This is a genomic window from Oribacterium sinus, from assembly GCF_963537195.1.
GTDB lineage: Bacteria > Bacillota > Clostridia > Lachnospirales > Lachnospiraceae > Oribacterium > Oribacterium sinus_A.
On record NZ_CAUTEG010000001.1, the window covers coordinates 95206 to 112404 of the forward strand.

A 17199-nucleotide genomic window follows, 5' to 3' on the forward strand; every position below is an offset into this window, starting at 1 on the left:
TTCTCCTAAGATGTTATTTGATACCTGTGTATACTTCTTTTAAAATTAATTTTTTAAACCGGGAAAAGCTATGCCAATAGTTCTTTATTTTTGCCATTTCCTATGGCAGTAAGCGGTCAGAAGGCTGGCTATTCCGTTTCCAATCAGTAAAAGGAAGAGCATCACCAAAGCGGTTCCGTAGGCTCTGGATAAGGAGGAACCACCTTGTACCAGCAGCAGATAAAGATGCAGGGGAAGCGCCATGGCAGGGGATAGTAAGGAGGTAGGACTTTTCGCAAAGGCGACTCCTCCGGTAAATAAAATCGGCGGTGTGGCACCTAGAGCAAAGCAAAAGGCCAGAAGCATGGTGGAAAGAAGCTCCGGCAAAGTATAGGGAAGCACAAGCTTTCTCAAGGTATAGCCCTTTGAGCAGCCCAGACTTTCGGAAGACTGGAGGTAGCTTTTCGGCACTTCTTCAAATATCTTTTCCATACGGATTTCCATGAAGGGGAAAATCATAATGGCCAAAGCGATGGCGCCGGAGAGTACCGAGCGCCCCAGCTTCAGTTGGTATACAAATAAGCTGTAGGAGAAGAGTCCCAACACAATGGAAGGAACGCCGGAGAGCAGGTGAATAAAGAAGTGTAGGCTCTCTTTTTTTCTGCCTTCCTTTGCATAAAAGACCATGAAAAGGGCGGTAAAAAGGCTGGGCAGTCCTGAAAGCACCAAAGCCGTAAGGGAAAAGGCCAGAGAACCGGTGATAGCGGGAAAGATTCCGCCCTCTTCTCCCAAGACCATTCCCTTTGGCGTGTCCAAAAGGAAGCTTGGAGAGATGACTTTGTATCCCTTGTAAAAGATATAAAGAAAGAAAAACAGCAGTGCGGAAAAAATCAGCAGGAAGGAAAGGAAACTGTACAGGAAGAGGAGGACAGCGGAAAAAGACCGGGATGCCTGTACTCGCTTCCCGGTAGCAAGGAGATGTGGCGTTGCTTCTTCCCTATTTTCCGAGGAATGCACAGAAGGAGACTTCGAAGTGATTGGTTCAGGATTAGCTGTTCGAGATGTAAATTTCGAAGTAATCGGATCAGGACTACCTGCTCGAGATGTAAATTTCAAAGTGCGCGGTCTTTCTCCCATTTTCACCAGCAAATGAATCAGCGCGACCAGCAGTAAAAGCACCAGCCCGGAGGCAAAGAGGGCGTGGTAGTGGAGAGAATGATACTCCGCACTGCCCATTTCCAGCGCAATGAGTGAAGCAATGGTTTCGCCCTTGGAAAGGAGCTTCGGGAAAAGATTGGCATTGCCTACCACCATCATCACCGCCATGGTCTCTCCTAAGGCTCTTCCGCTACCAAGCAGGAAGGCCATAAAAATGCTTCGAAGGGAAGAGGGTAGAATTAGTCTCAGGATAATGTAGGCGGGAGAAAGTCCCAGAGCCCTTGCCTCTAAAAAGTATTTCGCCTTTAATTTCACCATACTGTCCGTGATGGAATCCACCATAAAGGGGAAAATCAAAATGGAAAGCAGGACAGCAGCCAGTAAGACACAGGAGCCTGTACTCACACCCATTTTCAAAAAGAGAGGTTTTCCTACCGTTAAACCGATAAAGCCGTAAACCACGGAAGGAATGCCGGAAAGCAAGTCCAAAAGAGGGTAGAGGATGCGTCTTCCCCTCTCCCAAAAGTAAAAAGCAAAAAAGATGCTGCAACCCAGAGACAAAAGAGTGGAGAACAATAGGGCCAGGAAGGAAACGAAAATAGAGCCCATCAGAAAGTGGAAAATGCCGAAGGAGGCCGTTCCGGTGAATGCCATGGGGTTCCATTTGGAACTGAACAAAAAAGAGGGCAGAGAAACACTTTCAAAGAGGGGCAGGGATTCCTTTGCCAGAAAAAGAAAGAAAAAACTCAGAATACCGATGGAGAGAAACAAAAAAGCGTAAACGAAAAAAAGAAAGAGAGAGTTTTCCAGTTTTCTGCTTTTAAGATTCCGCATTTTTTCTTTCCTTTCTAAACCATAGTTTCCGCCTTCTATGCAGTATAGCTTTGAAAAGGGGGATCTGAGCGCCCCGATTTCAAAGCTATAATGGAAAGCTTTTTGTAATTTTACAGCTCTGTTTTTACGAATTCTTACTTGGTGAAAGCAGGAATGTAACCGTTTGCCACAACCGCATCATACCCTGTCTCGGAGAAAACGTAATCAATAAAGGCCTGTTCATTTTTTGTGATTGTCTTTCCGGTAACGAACATAACCGGTCTTTGAATCTTGTAGTCACCGCTTAAGATCTTCTCTTCGGAAGCTTCTACACCGTCAACCTTGATTTCTTTCAAAACAGTGCTTTCTTTGTTTGCTTTGTTAAATGCACCGAATCCTACATAGCCGATACCGTTCGGATCGTTTGCTACATTTGTTGCCAGCTCTGTCATGGAAGCGGACTGGGTAGCGGCAGGGGTGATTTCCTTGTCGCCCATCACGGCCTTCTGGAAAACTTCATAAGCGCCGCCGGAAAGGTCACGGATGTACACATGAATCTCGTCATCGGAGAGAGAGGAATCCACCTGACTCCATTTGGTATATTCTCCGTCGAAAATCTTCTGTAAGGTTGCCGTATCCAGATTTTCCAGCTTATCCGCATTGGGATTCTTGCTGCTGACCGATACGGTTAAAGCATCCTTTGCCACTTCAAAGCTCTTATAATCCTTGCCAAGGCTCTCTACTTCTTTATCCTTAATGTCTCTAGCCAGCATACCGAAGTCGGCGGTGCCGTCAACAGCAGCCTTTACTCCAACGCCGGATCCGCCCGGAGCCACATAGATGGAGATGTTTTCCTTCGGGAAAGAAGCATCTACCTTGTCCCAGGTCTCATACTTCTCGGTAAAGGAAGAAGCTAAAGAGGACATAATGGGGTACAAAGAGGTGGAACCACAGAATAAAATCTGTGCCTTAAAATCGGAACTGTCGGAAGAAGCTCCTTCTGCCTTGCTTTCTCCCTCTTTTGCAGTAGTGCTTTCTGCCGCAGTTTCCTTGTCACTTGCTGCCGCAGTGGTGGAAGCCGTGCTTCCCTTTGCACCGCAGGCTACCAGAGAAGAAGCCAGAAGAAGGCCGCCGAGTAATAAAGATAGTTGTTTTTTCATCATTTTCCTCCCATGGAATTAAAAGAATCCATATTCTAAGCATGAATCTAAGGATTTCAAGCCAAAGAATATGTCGTAGAAACAGTAGTATTATGGATAAGATTAGGGAGTAGGTCAAGGGCTGAAAGATGGATAAGATTGAGGACTAGGTCAGGTGCAGAAAAGCTTGATAAAAAAGAGGAATATTATGAAACGACAGACTCGGAATAATGGAATAATATTTGGCAATATGATACTATGGAGCCATCTTTAGCAAAGGAGGAATTCACATGTCTAAGGTGAAAAAAGACACAATCGAAGCAAAAGGTTTTGCTATTCAAATTTATACTGAAGACTTTAAAAACGACTATATAAGTCTAACGGATATTGCTAAGTATAAAAATACTGATGATCCGAGGTTTGTTATTCAGAACTGGATGAGAAACAGAAATACGTTGGAATTTATTGGGCTATGGGAAGTTCTGAACAATGAAAATTTTAACCGTGTGCAATTCGACACGTTTAGAAATGAGGCAGGACTGAATAGATTTACAATGACACCACAAAAATGGATTGATTCTACAAATGCTATTGGCATAATTTCAAAGTCCGGAAGATATGGCGGAACATATGCACATTATGATCTTGCGATGGAGTTCGCTTCATGGATTTCACCAGAATTTAAGCTTTACATTATCCAAGACTATAAAAGGCTTAAGTCAGATGAAAATTCTAAGCTATCATTAGGTTGGAATCTTAATCGAGAAATTTCTAAGATTAACTATAAAATTCATACAGATGCAATCAAAGAATATCTCTTAAAGGATCTTACCAACGAGCAGTTATCTTATAAATACGCAAGTGAAGCGGATATGCTAAATGTTGCCTTATTTAACAAAAGAGCAAAACAGTGGCGTGAAGAGAATCCGGACCTAAAAGGAAATATGAGAGACTATGCGAGTTTAAATGAATTATTGGTACTTGCCAATATGGAAAGCTACAATGCAATTCTTATCGGAAAAGGCATGGATCAAAAAGAAAGAATGATAGAGCTAAGGAAGCTTGCAAGAACTCAGCTGATATCAATTGAAAAGTTGAACAATACAGGAATTAAGAGTTTAGAGAATAAGGTCAAAGAAATAGATTAGAAATCTATAAAAATTCTGGTAAATCCATGCTTATACTTTAGAGCAATGAGAATATACAATATACTCCTGCTCGTCTTCCATTTCATATTCATTTTATATCCCTTGTAGCATACTCATAGAAACGGCATCTTCAAAATTCATATTTTCAGAAAAAGTTTTTTCTTTTTTAAGTTTTTTCCTGTGGCACGAAAGGGTATACTGATAAAGTAGCTTTGAGGAGGAAATATTATGAGAAAAAATCAATTCACAGGAGCTTGTCTTGTAACGACACTCTGTTTAGGACTTGGACTTGCAGGCTGTCAGAATAAAGCAGCTACAGAGCAGAAGTCTTCCATGGCAGTTAGTGAAAATGCAGATGCCCAGAGTCTTGCGGTAAGTCCGGAAGATGCCGGTGTGTCCGTAAATATGGACAGTAATGGAGACAGCTTTAAGCCGGCAGACTATACTTTGCCGGTAAAGGATGAGTATAACTATGAATATCTGGGCTTAAAATTCAAGCTTTCCGAGAAGATTAGGGAAGCTATGAAGGCAAAAGACATCGTGATGTTGGACGATCAAAGCCCCATAGATCAGGAGCTTAAGTACGGATTGTTGAGCTTTAGCAAACTTACAGAAGAGCAGAAAAATACGGAAGTTGCTAAGATGGGAGACGGCTACGAAAAGTGGCAGGAAAGTCTGGAAAGAATCGGCACCATCGGCATGTTTGAAAAGAGTCTTTCCGAGGAAGAAATCGGGAAGATTACAAAGTGCGACAGCCATACGAAGCTGGGAGAGTCCAAAGACGGAAAATACAGCTATTATCTTAGTGTAAATAGCACAGCGGATGCAGAGACGATAGAGGAATTGAAACAGACGACCGTAGAGATTACGGAGAAAAAAGAACGTCCGGAAAACGGCTTTGTTTTGTCCGAAAAGTCTGACTTGGAAAATACCATGGCTTTTTCCACCGATTCCCAAAATGTAGCTACTGACTTAAGCAATCTTCAGACGATGGATATTGACGGAAAAGAATTCAGCGGAAAGGATTTTTCCGACTATGATCTCACCATGGTCAATGTTTTTGCCACCTGGTGCAGTCCCTGTGTGCAGGAAATTCCGGATCTTGCGGAAATTCAGAAGGAAATGAAGGACAAGGGTGTCAATATCGTTGGGGTGGTAACGGACACGGTGGACCAGACCGGAGAAAATCAGGAGGCTTTGGAGAAGGCGAAGCTGATTCGGGAAAGAAGCAAGGCAGAGTATCCCTTCCTGATTCCGGATAAGAGCAATTTTAACGGCAGACTCAGCGGGATTCAGGCCTTTCCGGAGACTTTCTTCGTGGATAAGAAGGGACAGATTGTGGGAGAGACCTATTCCGGTTCCCATAATAAAAAGGCTTGGTTGGAAATCATTGAAAAGGAATTGGCGAAAGTAAAGCGGTAAAATACGAATTCTTAAAGGAACTTTAAAAGCTATAGAAGCTATGCGAAAAGCCATGGTTTTGACAAGTTGTATTAAAGAAATGGTGAAATATGAAACAGAAAATTTTAAAGTCCCGGTTGACATCCCTGATTCTCCTTTGCATGGGTATTGCCATGATTTACGTTGGCGTTCATCGGGGAGAGGCACTGGTGGTAATGAATAAAGCAATCAAAGTATGTATGGAGTGTATCGGCATTGGATAAGTTAAAAGAATTCATCAACGGAAAATCAAAAAAAGATAAATATAAAGCAAGAAACAATGTACGACATATCTTCCAATCCTTTTGGTTCTTGGTGACCAACTCCTTCTTTGAGGGATTTAAAACAGGAAAAATCTATAGTGGAGAATTAAAGAAGCTTTGCGTTCCCGGAATGAATTGCTACTCCTGTCCGGGAGCCAAGGGCTCCTGCCCCATCGGTGCCCTCCAGGCGGTCATTGGCAGCCCGAATTACAAGTTCAGCTACTATGTGGTGGGCTTTCTCTTTTTCGTGGGAGCGCTGATAGGAAGAGGCGTTTGCGGATACCTCTGCCCCTTTGGGCTGGTGCAGGATTTACTGCATAAGATTCCCTTTGTGAAGAAGATAGAGACCTTTAAGTGGGACAAGCCTTTACGAAAAGCAAAATATCTTATCTTACTTATCTTCGTCATTCTCCTTCCTCTGTTTTTGGTGGATATTATAGGACAGGGAGCACCTTATTTTTGTAAACTGATTTGTCCTGTGGGAATGCTGGAGGGAGGGATTCCTCTGGTGTGGATGAACACCAGTATGCGGGGAGCCGTAGGCTTTCTTTATGCATGGAAGGGCTTGATTTTGCTTCTTACCATCCTCCTTTCCATAATCATTTACCGCCCCTTCTGTAAGTATATCTGTCCCTTGGGCGCGATTTATTCTCTCTTTAATTCCGTGTCCTTTTTCCGTTATACTTTGAATCATCAGAAGTGTATTCACTGCGGAAGATGTAAGGCGGTTTGCGAGATGCAATGTGATCCGGTACAAAACTGCAATGATTTGGAGTGTATCCGTTGCGGAAAATGTAAGAATGCCTGCCCGGTGGATGCCATTGCCTGCGGGGTCACAAATGTGGATGTGCCCGAAGAAGTAAAGGCGAAGGCCTAAGGATGAAAATCAATCCATGGATTTGGAAAGGATAGCCGAAGAAAATCAATCCAAGGATTCGAAAAGGATAGCTGAAGGAAATCAATCCATGGATTCGGAAAGGATAGCTGAAGAAAATCAATCCATGGATTTGGAAAAGGATAGCCGAGGGTAATCAACCCATGGATTCGAAAAGAGATAGTGGGGGCAATATGTTTATTTTAGAATTAAATCAGGAAGGCGTTGGGACGGAAATTGGCTTATTCCAAACGATTGAAGAGGGAAGAGCCTTTATTTCCCAAGTGGAAGGCTATCAATGCAAGGAAGAAGAGGGATTTGTCTTTGAAACTTTAGACGCCCGGAAGCTTCCGGAGTATTTGGAGCTTCAGTACAACGGACATCTTGTTCCTCTTACGAAATTTATGTTTACCGAAGAAGGGGAGATAGATATTTTCTGGAAAGAGCTTCCGAACTTAAGTGCCCCGGGAAAGGGTATGGTGGAGGGTTCCACCAGAGTAGATGCCTATCTTATTCCCAATGATGAGGTGAAGGACTATATTGCAAGACGGGAAAGTCAGTACCGAAAAGCCAAAGCATTTTTGGAGGCAAAGGGCTATGAGGCGGAGAGAGCCTACTTCGGTTCGGAAGACGGGGAAGCAGTGCTCTACAGGAAAAAAGGGAGTGAAGACTGGCATTTTCTTACCCACATGGACCCCGATTTTAATGAGGAAGAGGATTTTCAAAGCCTCTTAGACTAGGAAGAAATTTTCGGAAACTTAAAAATCCTGTTTGTATACAAACTAAGTTCTGTCCCTACCTATTCTTGAAAAGCATCAGCATTTTCATTGTCTTAAAATAAAGTGAAAATGTTGCTTTTTGCCAAAATCCACGATTGAAAATGAGCTTTGTGGAACTGCGTATATTTCTTGCACTTTTCCCCTTTAAGCTTTATAATCAAGAAACGCTCTATGATTAGGAGCTTTTTTTGTGGGAAAATTTAGAGCGAGACGAAAAAATTTGAGGTTTAAAATGAATGAAGTATTCGTCATGAAAGGGGGCAATCCCCTTCGTGGAGAGGTAGTCATCAGCGGGGCAAAGAATGCAGCACTGGGTATTGTAGCAGGAGCCCTTCTTACCGACGAAGAAGTAATTATAGAGAATCTTCCCGATGTTCGAGATATAAATGTTATGCTGGAGGCCTTGAGGGCCATCGGAGCGAAGGTGCGCCGCATAGAAAGTCATGTGGTCTCTATTCAGGCGGATCAGTTGTCTATGAAAAGCGTAGATGACGATGCGATTCGTCGTATTCGTGCGTCTTATTATTTTATCGGGGCGCTTCTAGGAAAATACCATCAGGCAAAGGTGGCTTTACCCGGAGGCTGTGCCATCGGGGAAAGACCCATTGACCAGCATATTAAAGGCTTTACCGCCTTGGGAGCCGAGGTGGAAATCTCGGACGGCTATTTTGTAGCTAAGGCGGAGGAGCTTGTAGGACAGCATATCTATCTGGATGTGGTGTCCGTGGGGGCAACCATTAACCTGATGCTGGCTGCGGTTTTAGCAGATGGACAGACGATTATCGAAAATGTGGCCAAGGAGCCTCATATTGTAGACGTAGCCAATTTCTTAAACAGCATGGGGGCCAACATTCGCGGAGCCGGAACGGATACCATTCGTATTCGCGGGGTGGAGCGTTTGCACGGTACCACTTACGGGGTAATTCCGGATCAGATTGAAGCCGGTACCTTTATGTGTGCAGCAGCCGTTACCCGAGGAAATATTTTAATTAAAAATATCATTCCCAAGCACATGGAATCCATTGCCGCCAAGCTTCGGGATATGGGAAATACCGTCTATGAAGGCGACGAGGAAATTCAGGTCATCGGAGGAGAAAAGCAGAGGGGCACTAAGATTAAGACCCTTCCCTACCCGGGCTTTCCTACGGATATGCAACCCCAGATTGCCGTTACTCTGGCATTGGCAGAGGGCAAATCCACCGTTACCGAGTCGATTTTTGAAAATCGTTTCTTATATGTAGAGGAATTAAAGAAAATGGGGGCGGATATCACTGTAGAAGATAGAGTGGCCACCATTTTGGGAAAAGAAAAATTACAGGGAGCAACCCTACATGCCTTGGATTTACGTGCCGGCGCCGCTCTGGTTCTGGCAGGCCTTGCCGCAGAGGGAGTCACTGTGCTGGAAGACATAGGATATATCCGAAGAGGCTACGAGTTCTTCGAAAAGAAGCTGATGAACTTAGGCGCCAAAATCATTTTAGCGAAAACGGAAGAAGAAGTGGAAGCCTTCCGAAGAGAAGCATAATCACAGGAGTCGGTAAAGACATAGAAACAGTCACGCTTTCTAGCATTAATAGCATTGGATGCGGGCACGCTCTCGCTAAGCTCGCCTCCCGGGAGAAGAGAGACGATGGAGAGAAATTTTACAAACAGAATACCGCTCGTGCCACTAGCTATACTCGGTAAGAATAAAAATACTAGGAATAGCCCGGGAGGAAGCCTGCTACAAAGCTTGGCTTTTCTGGTTTTTATGCTTTTTCTTTCTCTGAGCCTTTTTACAGAGCATTCCGCCTATGCTTCAAATCTTACAGGGCCCGGCGTGAAAAGCCTTTCCTCTCAGAAAGAGTTAAGGGCGGTTTGGTTTTCTTATTTGGACTGGATCAATATGCCCAAGGAAGAACAGGCCTTTCGGGCAGAGGCGGCCAAGGTCATGGACAATCTGCAGAAGAACGGTTTTCAGACCATTTTCCTCCATGTACACAGCCATTCCGACAGCTATGGGAAGAAAATGACGGTTTTTCCCTATTCTAAATTTATGCCGGGAAATGGCAGCTTTGACCCCTTGGAGATTATGATTTCCGAGGCAAAGAAAAAGGGTATTTCTGTCCATGCCTGGTTCAATCCTTACCGTGTCAGCAGCTCCATGTCCAAGTGGGAAAATATTCCGGAGGACAGTTTGGTGAAAAAGTGGAGCAGAACTTCCGGAGAAGAAAGAAATGTGCTTCTCCATGAGGGGCAGTATTATATTAACCCCTCCAGGGCGGCAGGAAGAGAGGCACTACTGGCTTCCATTAAAGAGCTTTTGGATAACTACGCTGTAGACGGTATTCATTTTGACGATTATTTCTATCCCAGAGTTTCCTTGACAGAAGAGGGCAAACGCTTTGATGAGCCGGAGTATGAGGAGGCGAAAAGACAGGGAGAGACAGGGAGCTTAACAGAATATCGGAGAAATCAGGTCTCTTTATTGTTAAAGCAGGTGCATAGCCTGTGTAAAGAAAGAGGCGTGGTCTTCGGCGTAAGCCCGGTGCCAAACCTGCAAAGTCTGCGTTCTTCGGTGGCGTATTTCCTGGATGTGGACAAAATTATGGCCTCCAAGGACTATATTGATTACATCATGCCCCAGATGTATCACGGCTTTAGGGCGAAAAACGGAAAAGGGCAGGAAGCTCCCCATGCTTATATGCGAAGCCTTGGAGACTGGGTGAACTTGACAAATTCCACTGGAAATCAGGTGGAACTCATGCTAGGCTTAGGACTGTACCGAGCAGGAAGCACCGTTTGGGACGGAAATCCTGTATCGGAGTGGTTTACGGAAAGTGATATTTTAAAAAGACAGGTGGAAGAAGCCAGAAAGACAGGCATTGTAAAAGGCTATGCAGTCTTTGCTTATCAGAATCTTTTAGAGGAAAGAGCCCAAAGAGAACTTGGTAATCTGAGAAGCGTATTTCAAAACTAGTGTCTATTAAATTAGACTGCAACACTTGTGGAAGAGTAAAGCCATAGTTAAGTGACAGATTCCGGAATAGGTGTTCCGTGTCAAAAGGGGAGGAATGAAAATGAAGATTGCAATGGGAAACGATCATGCCGCTGTAGAGATGAAAATGGAGCTTAAGGCCTATCTGGAGGAGCAGGGAATCGAGATTATCAATGTAGGAACAGATACTCCGGAACGCTATGATTATCCCTTGGCAGGCTATCAGGTAGCCAAGCTTGTTCAGGAGGGAAAGGCAGACTTCGGCATCGCCATTTGCGGAACGGGAGTGGGCATTTCCTTGGCAGCCAATAAAGTTCCCGGCATTCGAGCATTCCCCTGCTCAGAGCCCTATTCCGCAGCTATGGGCAGAAGACACAACAATGCCAATGTACTTTGTCTTGGTGCCAGAGTAGTAGGCATCGAGCTTGCAAAGATGATTGTGGACAGCTTCCTTTTGGCAGAATTTGAAGGGGGAAGGCACGCAGAAAGAGTAGCCCTGATTTCCGAAATCGAAGAGGATGCAGAAGGATTCCAAAAGAGGATGTAGGATATATAGCTTTTCCAGCAGTATAGGTCTGAAATACGGGGTAATCTGAGCCCGTGGGTTCTTGGCTTTTGTCTTGTAAAAGCTTAGAACCCCTAAGGCTAGACTTTTCTTCAGAAAAGCCTAGCCTGGACAAAGCCAACTTCCGAAGGACGTTGCTTTGCGAAGCAAAGTGAGCAGTGGTTAACCTAAACCACTGCTCAGCAGGGCGAAGTTAGCGAGAGCGTGCCCCGGTTTAAGACCTATACTGCAGGAAAAAGAAGCTAAATATACTCCTACATCCTCTTTTTTATACTTTTTGATCGATTCCTTCAATTTGCACCTGTTCTTGCAGATACTCCTGAATGATTTTAGGATCAAAGGATTGACGAGGGCTCCAGTTTGCATCAACAGACTTTATTTTCTGTTCAATTTTGGAAACTTCATCCTTTCCGATTTGATCTATCGTGTACATGATGGCTCTTCTTTCCGGGCCGCTTTGTGACTTAGCATAATCTCTAAACTTTTTACTATAGCTTTCAGCGTCGGCAGAATTCACAAATCCCTGATTCTTTAAGAAGGCATCACGGATTTCTTTTCTTGCCAAGGCTTCAATATCCTTACTTACAGGAATAATATACTCTTTTCCTGCACCGGGATAATCCGGACTCATCCAAGGGTCACCTCCTGCGGCAATAAGATTACGGAAGTGTCTCTCTTCTTGGCTTAAACTTCTCCATTCTTTTTCCTCAGGAGATAGATTTTGGTTTTTTTGGGACTGAGGATCAAAATCCTGTTTTGCTATGGCGTATTTTGCCATGTTGCTAACGGTCATACTCATCATAGTACCTCTTCCTTTATTTTCTATGAGTAATATCGACCATAATATATATATATATATATATATATATATTAACTTGAAACAGCGGTGCAAAACTCGCCTTATCCCAGTCCTGCCTTCTTCATATGCTGTAAAAAGCTCTCCTTATCTCTGGTCATAATCAGCTCTTCCGGAAAATGAATCCTCTCCAGTAGAGACTCCACCTTTGAAAATTCTCCAATTCGTAAAGCGATATGAGCATCACTGGAAACGGAGATGGGTACTCCCAGTTCCGCACAGCGGACTGCAATGGCTTCGCAACGCTTTTTGGTTTCGCTTCCTTCATCCATGGAATGCTCATTAATCTCAATCAGCACATGCTGTTCCTTTGCGGCAAGAAGCACCGGATCGATTTCGAAGGGAAGTCCGGAACGACCGATATGCCCCAGAATCAAAATCTTAGGATGCTTCATGGCTTCCAGATAAAGCTTGGTGCAGGCCGAAGCACTTTCTCCCTTGGCAAAGCTGTTTCGGTGGACAGAGGCGATACAATAGTCCATTTTCTTACAGACACGCTCGTAGAGAGACATTTTCTTTCCGTCATTATAAAAATCCCCATCAATATTTTTCCAAATGGGAATATCAAAACCGAAAAGATTTCCTTCCATATCCACAATATCCACTTCACAGCCTTGCAAAACCCGAACACCATGAATCTCCTTGGGCCAGGTATGGCTTACCATCAAATACTGGTAGTGACGGACATTTTCATAATCCGGATAAAGCATGGCGGAAAAATGGTCTGTAGAGCCAAGAAGCTCTAAGCCTGCCTCTTCAGCGGCAGCAACATTTTCCAAAATGGTGGAATAGGCATGACGGGAATAAAGGGTATGGGTATGAACATCACATTTTAACTTCATAGGATATTTTTCCCCTCCTTTCCATTATAAATCCAAAGTAATTTCTACAGGGCAGTGGTCGGAGCCCAGTACGTCCTGATGAATAGTGGCAGAGAGGAGCTTTTTCTCCAGCTTTTTGGAAACTACAAAATAGTCGATTCTCCAACCTACATTTCTTTCTCTCGCCTTAGTACGGTAGCTCCACCAACTGTATTCCTCCTCCTTGTCCGGATAGAAATAGCGGAAGGAGTCAAGATAGCCTGAGTCTAAAACCCGGGAAAACTTTGCCCTCTCCTCGTCGGAAAAGCCCGCACTCATGTGGTTAGTGTCCGGATTTTTCAGGTCGATTTCCTCATGGGCAACATTTAAGTCACCGCAATAAATTACCGGCTTTTTCTTTTCCAAAGATAAGATGTAATTCAGGAAGGCATCCTCAAACTCCATTCTGTAGGGAAGACGCTTCAGCTCCCCCTGAGAGTTGGGTACATAGACGGTAATCAGATAAAACTCGGGAAATTCCAGCGTAATCACACGACCCTCCTGGTCATGTTCTTCGATACCGATACCGTACTGTACGGACAGAGGCTCTTCCTTTGTGAAAATGGCGGTACCGGAGTAGCCCTTCTTCACCGCATAATTCCAGTATTGAAAATAACCCGGCAGCTCCAAGTCAATCTGTCCCTCCTGCAATTTGGTTTCCTGCAAACAAAAGATGTCCGCATCCAAACGCTTAAAATCCTCCATAAAATTTTTTCCCATAACAGCTCTAAGCCCATTTACATTCCAGGAAATCAGTTTTTTCATAAATATCCTTTCTACTCAATTCATTATTCTAAAGAAAATTATTTTTCGTTTAGCCCTTGCGTGAGCCCTCAGCGCAGAACGCAAGCTAGTATTCTTTTTTTGGCATGAGAATAGTGTAACAGACATTGCAAAGCCTGCAAGGGCTTTCGGGAAATTTCCGGAAGACAAGTTCTTAAAATTTTAAGAACTTTTTGCAAATGCAGGAGGAAAAGGCTATACTGTTTTCAAATCCCAAAGGAAAGGAAAGTAGTATGGCATCACAGAATTTAGAAGAAGTAGCGCAGTACCTGAAGAAGATGAAATTCCGAAAGGCCTTTTTCGGCTTTAAGCCTGCCTCCGTATGGAAGAAATTAGAGGACTTGGATGGGGAATATCGCTCCGCCATTCAGGTAATGGAAATCGGTTATCAGGCAAGAATTCAGGAAAGAGACGAAAAAATCGCCGCTTTGGAAGAAGAGCTGGCAAAGCTAAAGGGATAGAGGATATGGCAAAGAAGAAAAAAGAAGTAGAGAAAAAAGCAGTCCTTCCCTTGGATGTGATTCGAAAAAAGCGGGCTTATTACCGACAGCTGGGAGATATTCGTTCCTTCTTCTCTCATCTGCTTTTGATGGGTGCTTTGATTTATGTGATGTTTTTCGTCATTTTCGGGATTGCCCCGGTGAAAAATGACGATATGAAGCCAAAGCTCAGTGCAGGAGACCTGATGCTTTACTACCGTCTGGAAAATAAATTTTTCCCCTCCGATGTTCTGGTATATCATAAGGACGGAAAGCAGTTTGTGGGAAGAATCATCGGTATGCCGGGAGACGAGATTGAAATTCCGGATGAAGGCGGTCTGAAAATCAACGGCAATATGCAGGTAGAGGACGGTATTTTCTATTCCACCCAGCCCTATGACACGGAAGCGGTGAAATATCCCATTAAGCTGAAGGAGGGAGAATACTTTATGATGTCGGACATGCGTTCCGGAGCGAAGGATAGCCGACTCTTCGGCCCGGTTACGAAAGCGGAAATTAAAGGCAAGGTCATTACTATTTTGAGAAGATCTTCCTTATAATGCACGATAGCAAGAAGAAATTTAGAGAGCTGTTTCGTTTTTTCGAAAGGCTCTCTTTTTTGTTTTTTTAGAAGAGTATTTGAATCGTCAGTACTTACTGAGAGCTTGCGAAGAGAAGGCCTACCGAAAACAAATAGTAAAGCGAATGAAGCCCTATAGGTCTTCAGAGCGGCTTCTTTGAATTTTTCAGTCTTTCTCTTCGCAAAAAATGTACTTAGAAAAAAACAAAACAGCGCCTTGCAAAAACTTATTTTTTATGAAAATATTGCGATATACATATTGTAAATTAATAAAATAGAGTAGAACAGGAATCGCAGGAAGGAGCTTCCGGCGGTGCAGAGAGACAGGGATGTTTTTCATGCCACATTCCTAAGGAGGACGAAATGAAGTTGCAGTATGTGGGAAATAGTTTTTCAGAGGGTTTGACAGATGGAAAAATTTATGAGGGAAAGGATGTCAATATCTTTTGCGTTGCTGTGATGGATGATACGGGAATGGAACGGATTTATTCCAGACTGGCTCCCGGACCTTTTGCCGGTAAGTCAGAGGGCAGATGGGATATTATATAAAAAGACTTTGAAGAGAAAAAACGAAAAATAGAGTAGAGGGAGGATAAGGTAAACAGCTTATCCTCTTTTTACGTTTCTCCAAAGCTTTTCGCTTGCTTACCCTGAAAATAGAGCCTGTCTCCGCCGCTTTTAGGGTAAATCTTACGATTTAAGGAAAGAAGTATCAAAAACCGCGAATTCTTTGTGAAAAATGATATTCTTCCTTGAAGAAAGCTGTCTTTCTAGGTATACTACAGAAGAAAATTGCAGGAGGCAAGGAGGGAAATATGGCGGAGCGTGAAAACAGTGTTTGGGGAAAGATTCGCGTACAATTAGGGGATGTGCAGAACTACCTCTTGAACGGACAATATAAAGAAGCGGTAATTATGGACAAGGAGATTTTGGCCAGCCTGGTACGGATGCAGATCGATCAGGCTTTGATGGTCTCCAGTAATTTAGAGAGCGATATTAATCAGCTTTTTGAAGGCGGTATTATTTCTGCCAAGTCCAGAGATACCTATCACGGAATTCGAGCATTTGGAGAACTTGCAGAGCTTGGCAATGAATCCACTGCCCAGGATGCCAATGACTCCTTCTCCATGTTAAGAGATGCCTTATCGGAGTATGTGGAAGAGGGACCGGGAAGAAATGAAGGAATACAGGGAGAGGATTCTCTTGCCGCTACATCTTCTTCCGCAGCCTATAGAGATGAGCTGGGAGAGGAGAATATGATTTCCAGTTCCAGCTTAAGAAGAGAAACAGCAAGACAGGCAGGACTGGCTTCCCGTATTGATGCGGAGAATTACGGAGCGGAGGCGCCCAGACTTACCACCGAAGGATATTCCTCCAGAATTCGAGAAATCGAAAGGGAAGAGCGGGAAGAAGAACTGGGAGCAGGAATCCCCGTTCGAAGAAGCACAGCCGGAAAGGGAAGAACCGGAGCAGGAACCGATAGAGCAAGACGTTTGCAAAAGAGCGTAGGCTCAAGCAGTTCTGTGAAGAGAAGAAGCGGAAGAACTGCCGGAACAGCCGGCAGAAGACAGAGAAGTACTGCAAACAGAAATCCGGGAACAGAATGGGATTTGTACAGCATTTTACGAATTGCCCTTCCGGTGGCAATTGCTATTATTGTGATTATTCTGGTAAAGGTGCTTTTCTTCTCCGCAAAGAAGCATAGCGTAGTGGAAACTACAGCGGCGGTAACAGAGACCTCTGCAACAGTGGAAAGCACGGAGGAAACTACCGTGGAGGAGACAACGGCTACTCAGAAGCGTTATTTCACCACCACAGGAGTAAGAATCAGAACAAAGCCCAGCACAACAGATTCAGAAGTACTCACCGTATTGGACGAAGGAACGGAACTGCAATACAAGGCGGATTATAATGATGAGTGGTTAGAAATCACCTATAACGGACAGGATGCCTATATTTCCAAGCAGTATGTACGTACCGAGGAAGTAAGTACTACCCAAAGTGCTACAGGAAACAATACCACAGCTACTACGGCAGCCAATTCTTCCGGTACTAGCACAAACTCCGCAACAAAATCCACTACGGAGAGCCGGGCAGCGGCAGCCACCACGGCGCAGCAGGCCAAGGGCGGATCCACAACCCTGACAGTATCTCCATAAGAGGGTGAAGACTTTTTCGCAAAGCTATATCATAAGAAGAAAAATAATTTTAAAGGGACTGCAAGAAATCAAAATTAAAGAAATTTTCGGCAGTCCCTTTAAAATGCTTCGAAATAATATGGTATTTCTACATGAATATCTAATTCCGATAGAAAAAAACTTTGCGTATTGTATCCATTATGAAAGGAAAAACTGAAAATAACTTGCACTTTGCTTGTGGGAAATGTAAAATTAGCTTTCGTGAATCCGAAATTGCTGGAGAAAAACAACAAAAAAATAGTGTAGAAAATATTTTTAGCTTAATTTTGGAAAATACTTGCAATCACGGAGAGAGTGCCTATAATCTC

General features: G+C 43.7%; 18 protein-coding genes. 13 read left to right on the forward strand and 5 right to left on the reverse strand.

Features of this window, described 5'->3' with window-relative positions; all coding sequences use genetic code 11:
- Positions 1-84: 84 nt before the first annotated feature.
- Together pstC and RYL27_RS00415 are read right to left on the reverse strand one after the other, a co-directional pair.
- Complete coding sequence (pstC, locus tag RYL27_RS00410; protein ID WP_314964341.1) at positions 85-1971, reverse strand: phosphate ABC transporter permease subunit PstC; 1887 nt, start codon at positions 1969-1971, stop codon at positions 85-87.
- Positions 1972-2105: 134 nt separating this feature from the next.
- The gene (locus RYL27_RS00415) at positions 2106-3110 is read right to left on the reverse strand and encodes a phosphate ABC transporter substrate-binding protein (RefSeq protein ID WP_314964414.1); all 1005 of its coding nucleotides are present in this window, start codon (positions 3108-3110) and stop codon (positions 2106-2108) included.
- Positions 3111-3379: 269 nt separating this feature from the next.
- Between RYL27_RS00415 and RYL27_RS00420 the strand changes: the two genes are divergently transcribed.
- From RYL27_RS00420 to rpiB, 9 genes are all read left to right on the forward strand, one after another.
- Positions 3380-4237, forward strand: a complete 858-nt coding sequence (locus RYL27_RS00420; protein WP_314964344.1) for a KilA-N domain-containing protein — start codon at positions 3380-3382, stop codon at positions 4235-4237.
- A 228-nt stretch (positions 4238-4465) separates the two neighbouring features.
- A complete protein-coding gene (locus RYL27_RS00425) occupies positions 4466-5659 on the forward strand; it encodes a TlpA family protein disulfide reductase (RefSeq protein ID WP_007157421.1) in 1194 nt (397 codons plus the stop codon).
- A gap of 89 nt (positions 5660-5748) precedes the next feature.
- The gene (locus RYL27_RS00430) at positions 5749-5901 is read left to right on the forward strand and encodes a CD1871A family CXXC motif-containing protein (RefSeq protein WP_304073219.1); all 153 of its coding nucleotides are present in this window, start codon (positions 5749-5751) and stop codon (positions 5899-5901) included.
- The gene (locus tag RYL27_RS00435; RefSeq protein WP_314964352.1) at positions 5894-6817 is read left to right on the forward strand and encodes a 4Fe-4S binding protein; all 924 of its coding nucleotides are present in this window, start codon (positions 5894-5896) and stop codon (positions 6815-6817) included. The genes RYL27_RS00430 and RYL27_RS00435 overlap by 8 nt, the downstream gene beginning before the upstream one ends.
- 16 nt (positions 6818-6833) lie before the next feature.
- Positions 6834-6971: a hypothetical protein gene (locus tag RYL27_RS00440; RefSeq protein ID WP_314964355.1), complete on the forward strand. Its 138-nt coding sequence runs from the start codon at positions 6834-6836 to the stop codon at positions 6969-6971.
- Between the two features lie 37 nt (positions 6972-7008).
- Positions 7009-7554 carry a hypothetical protein gene (locus tag RYL27_RS00445; RefSeq protein WP_314964358.1) on the forward strand — a complete coding sequence of 182 codons (546 nt, stop codon included), beginning with the start codon at positions 7009-7011 and terminating at the stop codon, positions 7552-7554.
- A 271-nt stretch (positions 7555-7825) separates the two neighbouring features.
- Positions 7826-9118, forward strand: coding sequence for a UDP-N-acetylglucosamine 1-carboxyvinyltransferase (locus tag RYL27_RS00450; protein WP_314964361.1), 1293 nt, complete (start codon positions 7826-7828; stop codon positions 9116-9118).
- A gap of 207 nt (positions 9119-9325) precedes the next feature.
- Positions 9326-10552: a glycoside hydrolase family 10 protein gene (locus tag RYL27_RS00455; RefSeq protein ID WP_314964364.1), complete on the forward strand. Its 1227-nt coding sequence runs from the start codon at positions 9326-9328 to the stop codon at positions 10550-10552.
- 100 nt (positions 10553-10652) lie between these two features.
- Complete coding sequence (gene rpiB, locus RYL27_RS00460; RefSeq protein ID WP_314964367.1) at positions 10653-11117, forward strand: ribose 5-phosphate isomerase B; 465 nt, start codon at positions 10653-10655, stop codon at positions 11115-11117.
- Positions 11118-11403: 286 nt separating this feature from the next.
- On the opposite strand, the gene RYL27_RS00465 is transcribed toward rpiB, so the two are convergent.
- The 3 genes from RYL27_RS00465 to RYL27_RS00475 form a co-directional block, all read right to left on the reverse strand.
- Complete coding sequence (locus tag RYL27_RS00465; RefSeq protein WP_314964370.1) at positions 11404-11937, reverse strand: hypothetical protein; 534 nt, start codon at positions 11935-11937, stop codon at positions 11404-11406.
- A gap of 98 nt (positions 11938-12035) precedes the next feature.
- Positions 12036-12833: a phosphatase gene (locus RYL27_RS00470; RefSeq protein ID WP_314964372.1), complete on the reverse strand. Its 798-nt coding sequence runs from the start codon at positions 12831-12833 to the stop codon at positions 12036-12038.
- Between the two features lie 24 nt (positions 12834-12857).
- The gene (locus RYL27_RS00475; RefSeq protein ID WP_314964375.1) at positions 12858-13616 is read right to left on the reverse strand and encodes an exodeoxyribonuclease III; all 759 of its coding nucleotides are present in this window, start codon (positions 13614-13616) and stop codon (positions 12858-12860) included.
- Between the two features lie 251 nt (positions 13617-13867).
- Between RYL27_RS00475 and RYL27_RS00480 the strand changes: the two genes are divergently transcribed.
- The 4 genes from RYL27_RS00480 to RYL27_RS00495 all read left to right on the forward strand — a co-directional run bounded on the left by RYL27_RS00480 (position 13868) and on the right by RYL27_RS00495 (position 16852).
- A complete protein-coding gene (locus tag RYL27_RS00480; RefSeq protein ID WP_243155918.1) occupies positions 13868-14095 on the forward strand; it encodes a hypothetical protein in 228 nt (75 codons plus the stop codon).
- 5 nt (positions 14096-14100) lie between these two features.
- A complete protein-coding gene (gene lepB, locus RYL27_RS00485; RefSeq protein ID WP_314329651.1) occupies positions 14101-14673 on the forward strand; it encodes a signal peptidase I in 573 nt (190 codons plus the stop codon).
- 383 nt (positions 14674-15056) lie between these two features.
- A complete protein-coding gene (locus tag RYL27_RS00490; RefSeq protein ID WP_007157407.1) occupies positions 15057-15242 on the forward strand; it encodes a hypothetical protein in 186 nt (61 codons plus the stop codon).
- A 266-nt stretch (positions 15243-15508) separates the two neighbouring features.
- Positions 15509-16852, forward strand: a complete 1344-nt coding sequence (locus RYL27_RS00495; protein ID WP_314964380.1) for an SH3 domain-containing protein — start codon at positions 15509-15511, stop codon at positions 16850-16852.
- Positions 16853-17199: the final 347 nt, after the last annotated feature.